The following is a 14,068-nucleotide window of genomic DNA, read 5'->3' as shown; positions in this document are numbered from 1 at the left end:
AGCCCGCAACGGCCACTCGAACGGTAACCCGACTAGTGCCGTTTCTGCCGCCCGGATACCCCGCCGGACCCGTCCCGATCACCGGCCCGAGTGGCCAGGGGGCCGTCTGGCCCCGCCCCCGCACCCCTCCTGACGTCCCGCTTTGCTCCGCGGGCCGCGGCCTGCCGGGCGCGCGGAGTCAGAGGTGTGCGAGGCACCACGCCCCGAGGCCCAGGGACACCGCCGCGCCGAGCAGGGCCGCCGGGAGGGCGAGCGAGGGGCGCACGCCCTCGGCGACCGGCGCGCCGCGTCGGACGCACGCCCCCGTCCAGGCCAGCAGGGCGGTCCCGTACAGGAGGAACACCGCTGCCGCGAACACCGCCGGACCGCGTTCCATGCCGTTCCCCCCTCGTCGCCCGGGCCGCCCCCGGGAGCCCCGGCGTCCCCCCGGCACTCCGGGGCCCCCGGGGCCGTACCCCTTGGCCGGAGCATGCCAGCCGCAGGGGAACGGAGGGCGAACCCCGGGTGACGGCTCAGCGGTCGGCGACCGGCTCCAGGAACCCCTGCTCGACGAGCAGCCGGATCGCCTCCGGGGTCCGGTCCCGCAGCCCCACCGGGTCCTCCTGCACCAGCTGCGCGATGGCGTCCAGGATCCGGCCCGCGCTGAGCGAGCCGTCGCAGACGCCCGCGAAGCCGGCCCCGACCGTGTCGACCTTGGTGGCCCGCCGCATGCCCCGGTTCTGCCGCAGCACCACGTGCTCCGGGTCCTCCGCGCCGGGCGCCCCGACCTGCTCCTGGACGACCTCGCCGGCCAGGACGAAGCGGGCCTCCAGCAGGGCCGCGTCATCGTGGTCGCGCAGGTAGTCCTGTCGGGCGAAGTGCGCGGCGACCGCGTCGCCGAGCGGCTGCTCCACCGCGTGCGGCCACTCCTCGATCACGATCGACGGCTCCTCCGCGCCGCTGCGGCGCAGCGTGATCCACCCGAAGCCGACCGCCTTGGTCTTGCGCGCCTCGAACTCGTCGAGCCATTCCTCGTACCGGCGCGCGTACTCCTCCGGCGCGGTGCGGTGGTCGCCCGCGTCACGCAGCCACAGCTCGGCGTACTGGGTCACGTCCTGGACGTCGCGCTGCACGATCCAGGCGTCGCAGCCGCGCGGCACCCAGGAGCGGACCCGGTCGCGCCAGTCCTCGCCCTCCACGTGCTGCCAGTTGCCGAGGAACTGCGCGTAGCCGCCGGGGTTGAGGTGCGCGCCGGCCTGCTGGACGAGCGTCCGGCACAGGTCGTCGCCGCCCATGCCGCCGTCCCGGTACGTCAGCCGGGCTCCGGGCGAGATGACGAACGGCGGGTTGGACACGATGAGGTCGTACGCGGCGTCCCCCACGGGCTCGAACAGCGATCCGAGGAGCAGCTCGGCCTCGGGCGCCCCGGACAGCGCGAGCGTCAGACGGGTGAATTCCAGTGCGCGGGGGTTGACGTCGGTGGCGGTGACGCGGGTGGCGTGCCCGGCGGCGTGCAGCGCCTGGATGCCGGATCCGGTGCCGAGGTCGAGGGCGGTGCCGACGGGGGTGCGCACGGTGATCCCGGCGAGGGTGGTGGAGGCGCCGCCGACGCCGAGGACGACGCCCTCCTCGCGCGAGCCGATCCCGCCGGCCCCGCCGACGGCGCAGCCGAGGTCGGAGACGATGAACCAGTCCTCGCCGTCCGGCCCGCCGTACGGGCGGACGTCGACGGCGGCGCGGACCGCGTCCCCGCCGGCGCCGTCCGCGCGGTGCAGCCAGCCGTCGGCCAGTGCGGCCTCAAGAGGCAGCGCCCGTGCGGCGTCCGCGGTCGGCACGGTCTGCCGGAGCAGGAACAGCCGGACCAGGCTCGCGAGCGGGCTGCTGCCGGCGCTCCGCGTGGCGCGCAGGGCGGGCACGGTCTCGCTGCGGGCCAGGGCGGCGTAGGCGGGGGCGCCGAGCAGGTCGAGCAGCCCGTCGGCGGTGAAGCCGGCGGCGAGCAGCGCGGTGCGGAGTTCGGCGGCGCGGTCTGGCGTGGGGAGGCTGGAGGTACTCACCCGTCCATTGTGTCGGCCGGCGCCGCCGATGCGTGCGGCGCGCGGCCGGGGGCGCCGGGCGGCGGCCCGGCGGCTCAGCCCGTCGGCGCGGGGGCCGCGACCTTGCAGCCCTTCTGCGCGTTCAACGCCTTCGCCAGGCCGCTCTCGTTGAGTTCGCCGAAGGCGTTCTTGCTGCCCTGGTTCGCCGCGTCGATGTCGCCGCCGAGCGCTTCGAGGCCGTCGGCGAACTTCGCCGGGTCCTTCGCGTCCAGCGCATCGATCTTCGTCTTCACGTCCGCGTAGCCCTTGGCCGCCGTCTCGAAGCCGCCGGCCGACGCGTCGAGGGTGGACTGCCCGTCCTTGACGGGCGGTGCCCCGGCGTCCTGCAGGGCCTTGGCCATCGCCGTGTACGCCTCGGCCTGCGTCTGGAAGGCGGCGGAGTCGACCCTCTGGACCTCGTCGGACTTGCTGTCCTGCGACGAGACCCGCTTCATCTCGGCGTTCGCCTTCTCGATCTTCTCCAGGTGGGGTTGCCACACGTCACAGACCTTCTTGGCCCAGGCGTTGGCCTTCTCGTCGCCGTCGTCGCCGCAGCCGGACAGCACGAGCACCAGCGCCGCACAGCCGGATACCGCGGCCGCAAGCTTCTTGTTCACCGGATCGGTCCCTTCGAGGAGGCTCTCCGCGGGGAAGATACACGGCCGCCGCGGCCCGCCGCGGAAAGGCGGACGGGCGGCGCGCCCGTACGCGCCGCCCGTCCGCCTCCGTGGTCCGCCGAGGGGTCCGACCGGGTCAGGAGACCACCGCGGGGTCGGACGGCTTGGCCACCCGTTCGGCCGCGGCCCCGTCGCCGCCGTCGCCGACGGCGATGTCACGCCGCTTGGAGACGTAGACCGCGGCAACGATGACGGTGATCGCGACGGCCGCGACGATCGCGCGGACGGTCGGGCTGGTGTCGGCGCCGTAGCTGAACTGCACGACGGCGGGCGCGATCAGCAGTGCCACCAGGTTCATGACCTTCAGCAGCGGGTTGATGGCCGGGCCGGCGGTGTCCTTGAACGGGTCGCCGACGGTGTCGCCGATGACGGTCGCGGCGTGGGCGTCGCTGCCCTTGCCGCCGTGGTGGCCGTCCTCGACGAGCTTCTTCGCGTTGTCCCAGGCCCCGCCCGAGTTCGCGAGGAACACCGCCATCAGGGTGCCGCAGCCGATGGCCCCCGCGAGGAACGCGCCGAGCGCGCCGACACCGAGGACGAAGCCGACGGCGATGGGCGCCATGACGGCGAGCAGGCCGGGCGTGGCGAGTTCGCGCAGCGCGTCCTTGGTGCAGATGTCGACGACTCGCCCGTACTCGGGCTTCTCCGTGTAGTCCATGATCCCGGGGTGCTCGCGGAACTGGCGGCGCACCTCGTAGACGACGGAGCCCGCGGAGCGGGACACGGCGTTGATGGCGAGGCCGGAGAAGAGGAAGACCACGGCGGCGCCGAGGACCAGGCCGACGAGGTTGTTGGGCTGGGCGATGTCGAGGCTGAGGTTCATCTCCCCTGCCTTGGCCCCGACTTCCTTCACCGCGGTGGAGATGGCGTCGTTGTACGAGCCGAACAGCGCGGCCGCGGCGAGCACGGCGGTGGCGATGGCGATGCCCTTGGTGATGGCCTTGGTGGTGTTGCCGACCGCGTCGAGGTCGGTCAGGACCTGGGCGCCCGCGCCCTCGACGTCGCCGGACATCTCGGCGATGCCCTGGGCGTTGTCGGAGACGGGACCGAAGGTGTCCATGGCGACGATCACGCCGACGGTGGTGAGCAGGCCGGTGCCGGCCAGGGCCACCGCGAAGAGCGCGAGCATGATCGAGGTGCCGCCGAGCAGGAACGCTCCGTAGACGCCGAGGCCGATGAGGAGCGCCGTGTAGACGGCGGACTCCAGGCCGACGGAGATGCCGGCGAGGACGACGGTGGCCGGCCCGGTCAGGGCGGACTTGCCGATGTCGCGGACGGGGCGCCGGGTGGTCTCGGTGAAGTAGCCGGTGAGCTGCTGGATCAGTGCGGCCAGGACGATGCCGATGGCGACGGCGACCAGGGCCAGGATCCGGGGGTCGCCGGAGTGGCCCGTGATCGCCGCGTTCTCGACGCCGACGAGGTCCTTGTACGAGGACGGCAGGTAGGCGTAGACGGCGGCGGCGACCAGGGCCAGCGAGATCGCGGCGGAGATGAAGAAGCCGCGGTTGATGGCGGTCATGCCGCTGCGGTCGGAGCGGCGCGGGGAGACAGCGAAGATGCCGATCATCGCGGTGACGACGCCGATGGCGGGGACGATGAGCGGGAAGGCGAGGCCGAGGTCGCCGAAGGCCGCCTTGCCGAGGATGAGCGCGGCCACGAGGGTGACGGCGTAGGACTCGAAGAGGTCGGCGGCCATGCCCGCGCAGTCGCCGACGTTGTCGCCCACGTTGTCGGCGATGGTCGCGGCATTGCGCGGGTCGTCCTCCGGAATGCCCTGCTCGACCTTGCCGACCAGGTCGGCGCCGACGTCGGCGGCCTTGGTGAAGATGCCGCCGCCGACGCGCATGAACATCGCGATCAGGGCGGCGCCGAGGCCGAAGCCCTCCAGGACCTTGGGGGCGTCGGCGGCGTAGACCAGGACGACGCAGGAGGCGCCGAGCAGGCCGAGGCCGACGGTGAACATGCCGACGACGCCGCCGGTGCGGAACGCGATGCGCATCGCCCGGTGGGAGACATCGGTCAGGTCCTTGGCGGGCTCGCCCTCGGCCGGGGTGGCCTCGCGTGCGGCGGCGGCGACGCGGACGTTGGCCCGGACGGCGAGGCGCATGCCGATGTAGCCGGTGATCGCCGAGAAGAGGGCCCCGACGAGGAAGAAGGCGGAGCGGCCCGCCCGCTGGCCCCAGTCGTCGGCGGGCAGCAGGAACAGCAGGAAGAACACGACGACGGCGAAGATTCCGAGGGTGCGCAGCTGCCGGCCGAGGTAGGCGTTGGCGCCTTCCTGGACGGCTGCGGCGATCTTCTTCATGCTGTCGGTTCCCTCGTCGGCGGAGAGGACCTGGCGGACCAGGATCTGCGCGACGACGAGTGCGGCGATTGCCACGGCCGCGATCACCATGACGATGAGCCGATTGTCTTCGGTGAGTACTGCGGCTGCCAGATCGGTGGTGCCGTCCGGCGCGTTGGGGGTGAAGAGCCCCGTCATTCGTCCTCCTTGACGTGATGAGCTCAAGATGTGGACGGATTGTAGGGACCTCTTCCGCATCAAAACAGTGCACGGGAAACGGAATTGGCCTGCTCTTGCACCCCACCAATAGATCGCGTCACTCCATTACCCCCGAAAGAAGTAACGGTGCAAAGGCATTGACGCCTGGTCATTGATCCGGAATACCGGCCCGGGCATGAGAAAAGGCCCTGCTCGGCAGGGCCTTGAATAAGATCCAAAAATATTCAGGGAACACCGGCTAAGGCAGTTCGCCTTCGCCGGAGCCGGAGACGGGCCAGCTCATGCGGATGGTGCCGCCGGCCTCGCCGCTGATCACCTCGACGTCGTCGACGAGGCCGCTGATCACGGCGAGCCCCATCTCGTCCTCCGCGTCGCCGTCCGGGTCCAGGGCGGCCTCCAGGCCGGGCACGGCCCCGCCGGACGGGCCGGGGACCTCGTCGCCGACCTCGATGGAGAACGACTTCTCCTCCTCGGTGAGCACGACCCGGACGGGCGCGGTGAGCCCGTTGCTCAGGTGCAGTCCGACGGCGCGCGAGCAGGCCTCGCCCACGGCGAGGCGGACCTCGTCGAGCACGGCTTCGTCCACGCCGACCCGCCGTGCCACGGCGGCCGCGACCAGGCGGGCCGTGCGGACGTGCTCGGGCTGGGCGCTGAAGCGGAGTTCAACGGTGGCCATTGCGTCCCCCTCGGACTGGGCGTGCCTTGCGGAGGCCCGGGCCGCTTGCGGCCCGCGCCCCCGCTCCTCTCCGGCGCCCCCGCTGCCCGGGTGCGGCCGTACGGCCGCGCCCGGGGCGGGGACGGACGTCAGTCGGTGGCGGCGACGGCGTCCTCCACCGTCGTGTGGATCGGGAACACCTTGGTCAGACCCGTGATGCGGAAGATCTTCAGGATGCGCTCCTGGTTGCACACCAGGCGCAGCGAGCCCTCGTGCGCGCGGACGCGCTTGAGGCCGCCGACGAGCACACCGAGGCCGGTGGAGTCGAGGAAGTCCACCCGCTCCATGTCGACAACCAGGTGGTAGCTGCCGTCGTTCACCAACTCGACCAACTGCTCGCGCAGCTTGGGCGCGGTATACACATCAATCTCGCCACCGACCTCCACGACCGTGCGGTCGCCGACAGTGCGAGTCGACAGGGACAGGTCCACGGATCCTCCAGCACCTTGCTATCGAGCGGCGCCCCCCAGGGGCCTCCCCCACCCGCGGGCGGGGAAGAGATTGGCTGCCGCGATGGCATTCAACCACTTACCGGCAGGCGCGCACGACGCCTTCCGACCATTGTCCTGCACGCCGGTGACACACTCGGTTCCAATGGCCAATACTCACCGCCCCGGTCGCCGTATGGCGCCCGGGGACCCGAAACCCGCTCCCGGCACGGTCCTGGACCGCCTGTCACGGGGGCCGTACAGGGCTGCACGCATCACTCATACGGAGCACTTGCCCCCTCGGGAGGGCCGTCATGCAGTGTGGCCGGACCGCATCCGAACGGATGTCGTGGCCGCGATCCGCTCCGCGGGTGTCGAGCACCCCTGGGCCCACCAGGCGGCGGCCGCGGAGCACGCCCTGGACGGCGAGTCCGTGGTCGTCGCCACCGGGACGGCCTCCGGCAAGTCGCTGGCGTACCTGGCGCCCGTCCTGTCCGCCCTCGCGGACGGCAGCGAGGCCCCGAACGGGCGGGGCGCGACCGCCCTGTACCTGGCCCCGACGAAGGCCCTGGCCGCCGACCAGCGGCGCGCCGTGCGCGAACTGGCGGCGCCGCTCGGCACCTCGGTCCGCCCGGCCGTGTACGACGGCGACACGCCGGTGGAAGAACGCGAATGGGTGCGCCAGTACGCCAACTACGTCCTGACCAACCCCGACATGCTGCACCGCGGGATCCTGCCGGCCCACGCCCGCTGGTCCTCCTTCCTGCGCGCCCTGCGCTATGTCGTCGTCGACGAGTGCCACACGTACCGGGGCGTCTTCGGCTCGCACGTGGCGCAGGTGCTGCGCCGGCTGCGGCGCCTGTGCGCCCGCTACGGCGCCGACCCGGTGTTCCTGCTGGCGTCCGCCACCGCGAGCGACCCGGCGGCCGCCGCGTCCCGCCTGACGGGCCTGTCCGTCCGCGAGGTCGCCGACGACGCCTCGCCGCGGGGCGAGGTGGTCTTCGCCCTGTGGGAGCCGCCGCTGACCGACCTGCGGGGCGAGCGGGGAGCCCCGGTGCGCCGCACGGCCACGGCCGAGACCGCCGACCTGCTGACCGACCTGGTCGTGCAGGGCGTCCGGACGGTGGCGTTCGTCCGGTCCCGGCGGGGCGCCGAGCTGATCTCGGTGATCGCCCGGGAGCGGCTCGCCGAGGTGGACCGGTCGCTCCCCGGGCGGGTCGCCGCCTACCGCGGCGGCTACCTGCCGGAGGAGCGGCGGGCCCTGGAGGCGGCCCTGCACTCCGGCGAGCTGCTGGGCCTGGCCGCGACGACGGCCCTGGAGCTGGGCGTGGACGTGTCGGGGCTCGACGCGGTCCTGATCACCGGATATCCGGGGACCCGGGCCTCGCTGTGGCAGCAGGCGGGCCGGGCCGGCCGCTCCGGCCAGGGCGCCCTCGCGGTGCTGATCGCCCGCGACGACCCGCTCGACACCTACCTCGTGCACCATCCGGAGGCGCTGTTCAGCCGTCCGGTGGAGGCCACCGTCCTCGACCCGGACAACCCGTACGTCCTGGCCCCGCACCTGTGCGCGGCCGCCGCGGAGGCCCCGCTGACGGAGGCGGACCTTCCGCTGTTCGGGCCGGCCGCCCGGGAGCTCGTCCCGCAGCTGGAGGCCGCGAAGCTGCTGCGCCGACGGGCCACGGCCTGGCACTGGACGCGCCGGGAGCGGGCCGCCGACCTGGCGGACATCCGGGGCGGCGGCGGCCGCCCGGTGCAGATCGTGGAGGCCGCCACGGGGCGGCTGCTGGGCACGGTGGACGAGTCCGCCGCCCACACCGCCGTCCACGACGGCGCCGTCCACCTCCACCAGGGCCGCACCTACCTGGTGCGGCGCCTCGACCTGGAGGACTCCGTCGCCCTGGTCGAGGAGGCCAGCCCGCCCTTCTCCACGACCGCCCGCGACACCACCGCCATCTCCGTGCTGGAGACCGACGCCGAAGTCCCCTGGGGGGACGCCCGGCTCTGCTACGGCTCGGTGGAGGTCACCAACCAGGTGGTGTCCTACCTGCGGCGCAAGCTGATCACCGGCGAGGTCCTCGGCGAGGCCAAGCTGGACCTGCCACCGCGCACCCTGCGCACCCGCGCCGTGTGGTGGACCGTCACCGAGGACCAGCTGGACGAGGCCGGGATCGGCCCGGAGATCCTCGGCGGGGCCCTGCACGCGGCCGAGCACGCCTCCATCGGCCTGCTGCCGCTGTTCGCGACCTGCGACCGCTGGGACATCGGCGGTGTTTCCGTCCCCCTGCACCCGGACACCCTGCTGCCGACGGTCTTCGTCTACGACGGCCACCCCGGCGGCGCCGGCTTCGCGGAGCGGGCCTTCCACACGGCCCGTGCCTGGCTGACGGCGACCCGCGACGCCATCGCCTCCTGCGAGTGCGAGGCGGGCTGCCCCTCCTGCATCCAGTCCCCGAAATGCGGCAACGGCAACGACCCGCTCCACAAGCGCGGCGCGATCCGCCTGCTGACCCGCCTCCTCGCCAACGCCCCCGCCCCGGACGCCCCCGAGAACCACCCGCCCATCCCTTGAGCCGTGCGACCTGCCCCCTGCCGAGGACGGATCACCGGCACGGGGCGGCCCGTCCCCGGCCGGAGACGGCCCCGTCCCCGCCGGGGGCGGCGCGTCGTCCGTGAGGGGCGGGCCCGCGCGGGCCGTGATCACCGGGGTGAAAGGGCCCGCGGCGGGGCGTGCCGCCACTTCGGCGACCTCCCCGTGGAGGGCGCAGGCGGCGACGGAGGCGCCCTGCGCCGCCGCCACGCGCCCGGCGGCGCCGCACGCGGCCTCGGGGCCGTGGGCCCAGGTGGCGGCCGCTGCAAGCGCCCCCAGGTCGGCGGCTGCGGCCGCCCGGTGGCGGGCGCTCACCGCCTGGCCGAGCAGGAGCACCCCGCCGAACACCGCTCCGAGGGCAGTGGCCACCAGGGCCGCCCACACGGTCGCCGAGCCCCGGTCGCCCCTCATGGCGGCGGCCCCACGCTGTCCTCGGCCAGGGCCGCCGCCCTGGCCCCGAGCCGCACCTGCAGCCCGGCCGGCCCCGGCGCGGGAGCATCCACCCGAACGTGCCACAAGTCGCCCTTGCGTTCGATGGCCACCTCCGCCCCGGACGGGGCGGCCGCCCGGGCCGCCGCGGCCGCGTCCTGCCCCGGCTCGGAGCGGGCCGCGGCCCGGGCGCCGACCCTGGCCGCGTCCACGCAGCGGATCTGCGCGGCGGCCGCCATCAGCGCCCACACGAGCAGGGCGGCGAACAGCACCAGGGCCGGAATCACCAGGGCGGCCTCCGCGGTGGCGAATCCGCCGTCGCGCGGCCGAACCGGAGCCCGCCGCGGCTTTTCCTCAGAAAGGCACATCGAGCGCCTTTCCGATGGTCGACTGGAGCGCCGCGGAGACCACGTCGCTCGTCACCACCTTGTACAGAACCGCGGCGAACGCACACGCCGCGATCGTCCCCATGGCGTATTCCGAAGTCGACATCCCGGCATCGCCGGCACGCCCGCCGACCGCGGCCCGCACACGAAACCAGATCATCTTCACGGCAACCTCCTGTGGAAATCCTTTTACTGACGTTCTCTCAGCTCTCTTTGCGCCCCATCCGGCACTTCTGATTCCTGTTCAGCGGGTGGAGAGCAGGCCCGTAGCCATTCCGATCACGACCGGGGCAACTCCCACCGCCAGGAACGCGGGGAGGAAGCACAGCCCCACCGGCGCCGTGACGAGGACCGCGGCACGCTGCGCCCGGGCCCCCGCCGACCGGGCCCGCTCCTCGCGCAGCGCGTTCGCCAGGCGGGCGGCCTGCTCTGCGGCCGGCGCCCCGGTCCGGGCGGCCCGCTCCAGGCACTGCGCCAGCGGGGCCGCGCCGGGTATCGCGGCCAACCTCCCCCACGCGGCGTACGGTTCGCCGCCGAGGCGCACCTCCGCCCCGGCCAGCGCCAGCCCCTCGCCGACGGGCCCGCCCAGCGACTCGCCGACCGCCTCCGCGGCCTGCACCGGCCCGGCCCCGGCGGCCAGGCAGGCCGCCAGCAGGTCCGCCGCGAACGGCAGCCGACGCTCCACCTCCCGCGGATCCACCTCCGTGCCCGGGTCCGGCCGCGGCCGGCGCCGCAGCCGCCGCACCACGAGCGCCGCCGCGCCGCCCGCGGCAGCGCCCACCGGGCCGCCGACCAGCAGCCACACCGCGGCCAGCACCACCGCCGGGACCGCCCACTCGGCAGCGGCGCTCCGCACCCGCGGCCCGGGGAGGGGCCGCCGCCGTACCTGCGGCAGCGCCAGCACGGCGGCCGTTCTGCGCCGGGCGGCCCGCAGCCGCAGCCGCGCGGCGACCGCGGCGGCCGCACACAGCACCGCCGCCGCGAGGCAGAGCACTGCCCCCAGCCTGTGGACGGCCATCGCGCCGGTCACCGCTCCGCCTCACGCACGATGCGGCTGCACCACAGCAGCCCCAGCCCCTCCAGCAGGCTTCCCGCGAGCAGGCAGCCCCAGCCGACAGGGGTGTGGAGCAGCACCCGCAGGGGGTCCGCGCCGAGCCCCGAGCCGATCAGCAGCCCGACGAGCGGGAGCAGGGCGAGCACGGCCGTGGTCGACCTGGCCCCGGCCAGCTGGGCCCGCAGCGACTCCTGCCGGTCCCGCTCCGCCCGCAGCGCCCCCTCCAGCCGGTCCAGGCCGGCGGCCAGGCCCGCGCCGCCGTCCACCGAGATCCGCCAGCAGGCCGCCATGCCGGCCAGCCCCTCCGCTCCCGGCTCCCGGGCCGCCTCGTGCAGCGCCGCCGGCACGTCCCCGCCGAACGCGGCTGCCGCCAGCACCGCCGTCTCCGCCGGCCCCGGCGCCCCGGTGCCGACGGCCGACCGGCGCAGGGCCGCGGTCAGCGCCTGGCCCGGCTGCGCCCCGGCCCGCAGTTCGCCCACGGCGGCCCCGCACAGGGCGACGACCTCCGCCCGGCGCGCCGACCGCTCCCGCTGCCGCTGCCGGGCCCGCAGCCAACGCCTCAGCAGCGGCACCGACGCCGCGCCGGCCACCAGCGGGATCACCGACGCACCGATCAGCGCCAGCAGCAGCCCGGCGCCGAGGCCGGCCCACTCCCGCCAGCGCTCGGCCCGCACCCGGACCGCGGCCGCCAGCAGCTGCCCGCGGCCCGGCCCGCGTGGCTCGGCGCCGCCTCCGGCCAGGACGATCCGGGCCCGGCGGGCGGCCCGCTCCCAGCCGGCCAGCGTCCATGCGGCCGTGGCCGCGCACAGCACGCCGGCGAACACCGGCACGGGCACCGCCGCGGCGTTCACCGGGCCCCTCCCAGCAGCGGCCGCAGCCGCTCCCAGCCCTGCTCGCGTACGAAGCCGCGGGCCGACCAGCGCAGCGCGGGCACGGTGACCACCAGGCCGGCGGCATCCCGCTCCAGTACGTGCACCTCGGCCACCCGGCGCCGCCCTGCCCGGTCCCTGACCAGGTGGACCACCAGCGTGAGGGCGGCCGCCAGCTGGCTGTGCAGGGCGGCCCGGTCGAGGCCGGCGGCCGTGCCGAGCGCTTCGAGGCGGGCCGGGACGTGCGCCGCCGCGTTGGCGTGGACAGTGCCGCAGCCGCCTTCGTGACCCGTGTTCAGGGCCGCGAGCAGGTCGGCGACTTCGGCGCCCCGGACCTCGCCGACGACAAGCCGGTCCGGCCTCATCCGCAGCGCCTGCCGGACCAGGTCGGCCAGGGTGACGAGGCCCGCCCCCTCCTGGTTGGCGGGCCGCGTCTCCAGCCGCACCACGTGCGGATGGTCGGGGCGCAGCTCGGCCGAGTCCTCGGCGAGGACGATGCGCTCCCCCGCGCCGACGAGCCCCAGCAGCGCACTCAGCAGGGTGGTCTTCCCGGTTCCGGTACCGCCGGAGACCAGGAAGGACAGCCGCGCGCCGATGATGTCCCGGAAGAGGTGCTGGCCGCCGGGCGGCAGGGTGCCTGCCTCCACGAGTTCGTCGAGGGTGAAGGCGCGCGGCCGGACCACGCGCAGGGAGAGGCAGGCGGAGCCGACGGCGACCGGGGGCAGCACCGCGTGCAGCCGGGTGCCGTCGGGCATGCGGGCGTCCACCCAGGGTCGGGCGTCGTCGAGGCGGCGGCCCGCGACGGCGGCCAGCCGCTGGGCCAGCCGCCGGACGGCGTCCGCGTCGGGAAAGGTGACGGCGGTCAGTTCGAGCCCGCCGCCCCGGTCGACCCACACCCGGTCGGGGGCGGCCACCAGCACGTCGGTGACGGCGGGGTCGGCGAGGAGCGCCTCCAGCGGGCCCGCGCCGACGAGCTCGGACCGCAACTGGGCGGCGACGCCCAGCACTTCGGCGTCCCCGAGGAGGCGGCCCTGGGCTCGCAGGGCCGCCGCCACCCGGGCCGGGGTCGGCTCGGCCCCCGATTCGGCGAGCCGCTGGCGCACCGCGTCCAGGAGTACGGCGCTCATGCCGTCACCTCCCGCTCGGGTACGGGGCCCAGGGCCCGCCGCCAGAAGCCGTCGCAGAAGCGGGCGAGCGGCCCCCGCCCGTGCGCCCCCGGCGGTTCGCCGTCGGCGACGCGCCCCGGCAGGCCCACCTCGACCGGCACCTCCCCGGCGAGCGGCGCGCCCAGCAGCCCGGCCACCGCTTCGGCATCGAGCCCGCCGGAGCAGCGGCCCCGTACGACCACACGCACGTCCCGGGCGGCGATGCGCACGCCTGCGGCGACCCGGCCGGCGGCGGCCACCGCACGCAGCTCGCCCGGGACGACCAGCAGCACGAGGTCGAGCTGGGCCAGGGCTTCGGCGACCGCCTCGTCGACGCGGCGCGGCAGGTCGACGACGACGACCCCGCCGCGGCGGCGGGCGGCGGCCACGACCGAGCGCACCGCGCCCGGCGGCACCGCCACCCGCTCCCCGCGGTCCCAGCTGAGCACCCGCAGCGCGTGCAGCTCGGGCAGCGACTCCTCCAGCGCTCCCGCCCCGACCCGGCCGCGGGACCCCGCGAGGTCCGGCCAGCGCAGGCCCGCGGCGCTCTCGCCGCCGAGCAGGACATCCAGCCCGCCGCCGAGGGGGTCCCCGTCGATGAGGAGGGTCCGCTCGCCGGCCCGCGCGGCGCGGACGGCCAGGGCGCAGGCGAGGGTGGACGCTCCGGCGCCGCCGCTGCCGCCGATGACCCCGACGGCGAGGGCGCTGCGGCCGGCTCCCTCCGCCACGTCGGCGATGCGGTCGACGAGGCGGCCCTCGGCCGCGGGGAGCCGCAGTACCTCCTCCGCGCCGATCTCCACCGCGCGCTGCCAGACCGCCGGGTCGCCCTCGGCCGCCTCCCGGCCGACGAGGAGGACACCGCCGCGTCGCGGGGCCCCGCGGACCCTGCGGGCCGCGTCGTCCCCGACGAGGACGAGGGGCGCGGACTCCCATCCGTTGCCGGGCGGTGCGGCGGGCGGCCCGCCGCCCGCGCCGCCGGGTTCCACGCCAGGGGGCGCGCCGTCGGCGGGTCGGCTGCCTCCGCTTCCGTTTGGCTCCGGCAGCCCGTGGTGCACGTACGGCTCGGCGCCCGCGGCGGCGCACAGCCGCAGCAGGTCGTCCAGGAGCAACGGGTCCTCGGTGATGATCAGCGGGCGTCCGCCCGGCGGCACCGCCCCGCCGGCGGCCTCCGCCGTCCGGATTCCGCCTGCGCCCATCCGGTTCGTCATGTTGCCCGACTTCGATCCA

General features: G+C 75.5%; 13 protein-coding genes and 1 pseudogene. 1 reads left to right on the top strand and 13 read right to left on the bottom strand.

Annotated elements, in window-relative coordinates; translation table 11 throughout:
* Positions 1-178: 178 nt before the first annotated feature.
* The 6 genes from ACZ462_RS25455 to bldG form a co-directional block, all read right to left on the bottom strand.
* A complete protein-coding gene (locus ACZ462_RS25455) occupies positions 179-376 on the bottom strand; it encodes a hypothetical protein (protein ID WP_114053526.1) in 198 nt (65 codons plus the stop codon).
* 136 nt (positions 377-512) lie between these two features.
* On the bottom strand, positions 513-2,033 hold the full coding sequence (locus ACZ462_RS25450) for a DUF7059 domain-containing protein (protein WP_467805557.1): 1,521 nt from the start codon (positions 2,031-2,033) through the stop codon (positions 513-515).
* 74 nt (positions 2,034-2,107) lie between these two features.
* Positions 2,108-2,668, bottom strand: a complete 561-nt coding sequence (locus ACZ462_RS25445; protein ID WP_467805558.1) for a small secreted protein — start codon at positions 2,666-2,668, stop codon at positions 2,108-2,110.
* Between the two features lie 136 nt (positions 2,669-2,804).
* Positions 2,805-5,207: a sodium-translocating pyrophosphatase gene (locus ACZ462_RS25440; RefSeq protein WP_467805560.1), complete on the bottom strand. Its 2,403-nt coding sequence runs from the start codon at positions 5,205-5,207 to the stop codon at positions 2,805-2,807.
* Between the two features lie 259 nt (positions 5,208-5,466).
* On the bottom strand, positions 5,467-5,904 hold the full coding sequence (locus ACZ462_RS25435; protein ID WP_467805561.1) for an ATP-binding protein: 438 nt from the start codon (positions 5,902-5,904) through the stop codon (positions 5,467-5,469).
* A 128-nt stretch (positions 5,905-6,032) separates the two neighbouring features.
* Positions 6,033-6,374: an anti-sigma factor antagonist BldG gene (bldG, locus tag ACZ462_RS25430; protein ID WP_030152678.1), complete on the bottom strand. Its 342-nt coding sequence runs from the start codon at positions 6,372-6,374 to the stop codon at positions 6,033-6,035.
* An 82-nt stretch (positions 6,375-6,456) separates the two neighbouring features.
* Here bldG and ACZ462_RS25425 point away from each other — a divergent pair, with 82 nt between their 5' ends.
* Entirely contained in the window at positions 6,457-8,940 is a 2,484-nt protein-coding gene (locus tag ACZ462_RS25425; protein WP_467805562.1) for a DEAD/DEAH box helicase, read from the top strand.
* A gap of 168 nt (positions 8,941-9,108) precedes the next feature.
* Here the strand turns inward: ACZ462_RS25425 and ACZ462_RS25420 are convergent.
* The 7 genes and pseudogenes from ACZ462_RS25420 to ssd form a co-directional block, all read right to left on the bottom strand.
* Positions 9,109-9,369 (bottom strand): annotated as a pseudogene (locus ACZ462_RS25420) (Rv3654c family TadE-like protein); the annotation flags it as partial.
* Positions 9,366-9,755, bottom strand: a complete 390-nt coding sequence (locus ACZ462_RS25415; protein ID WP_467805564.1) for a TadE family type IV pilus minor pilin — start codon at positions 9,753-9,755, stop codon at positions 9,366-9,368. The gene ACZ462_RS25415 and the pseudogene ACZ462_RS25420, both read right to left, overlap by 4 nt.
* On the bottom strand, positions 9,742-9,933 hold the full coding sequence (locus tag ACZ462_RS25410) for a DUF4244 domain-containing protein (protein ID WP_467805677.1): 192 nt from the start codon (positions 9,931-9,933) through the stop codon (positions 9,742-9,744). Before ACZ462_RS25410 ends, ACZ462_RS25415 begins: the two co-directional genes overlap by 14 nt.
* Before the next feature lie 84 nt (positions 9,934-10,017).
* Positions 10,018-10,803, bottom strand: a complete 786-nt coding sequence (locus ACZ462_RS25405) for a type II secretion system F family protein (RefSeq protein WP_467805565.1) — start codon at positions 10,801-10,803, stop codon at positions 10,018-10,020.
* Positions 10,800-11,678, bottom strand: coding sequence for a type II secretion system F family protein (locus ACZ462_RS25400; protein WP_467805567.1), 879 nt, complete (start codon positions 11,676-11,678; stop codon positions 10,800-10,802). Before ACZ462_RS25400 ends, ACZ462_RS25405 begins: the two co-directional genes overlap by 4 nt.
* Positions 11,675-12,823 carry a TadA family conjugal transfer-associated ATPase gene (locus ACZ462_RS25395; protein ID WP_467805568.1) on the bottom strand — a complete coding sequence of 383 codons (1,149 nt, stop codon included), beginning with the start codon at positions 12,821-12,823 and terminating at the stop codon, positions 11,675-11,677. Before ACZ462_RS25395 ends, ACZ462_RS25400 begins: the two co-directional genes overlap by 4 nt.
* Positions 12,820-14,037, bottom strand: coding sequence for a septum site-determining protein Ssd (gene ssd, locus ACZ462_RS25390; protein ID WP_467805679.1), 1,218 nt, complete (start codon positions 14,035-14,037; stop codon positions 12,820-12,822). The genes ACZ462_RS25395 and ssd overlap by 4 nt, the downstream gene beginning before the upstream one ends.
* Between the last annotated feature and the right edge of the window lie 31 nt (positions 14,038-14,068).

The organism is Streptomyces sp. NPDC031121 (genome assembly GCF_055570615.1).
Note: the sequence above shows the minus strand (reverse complement) of the source record. Positions and strands in the feature narration are given on the sequence as shown.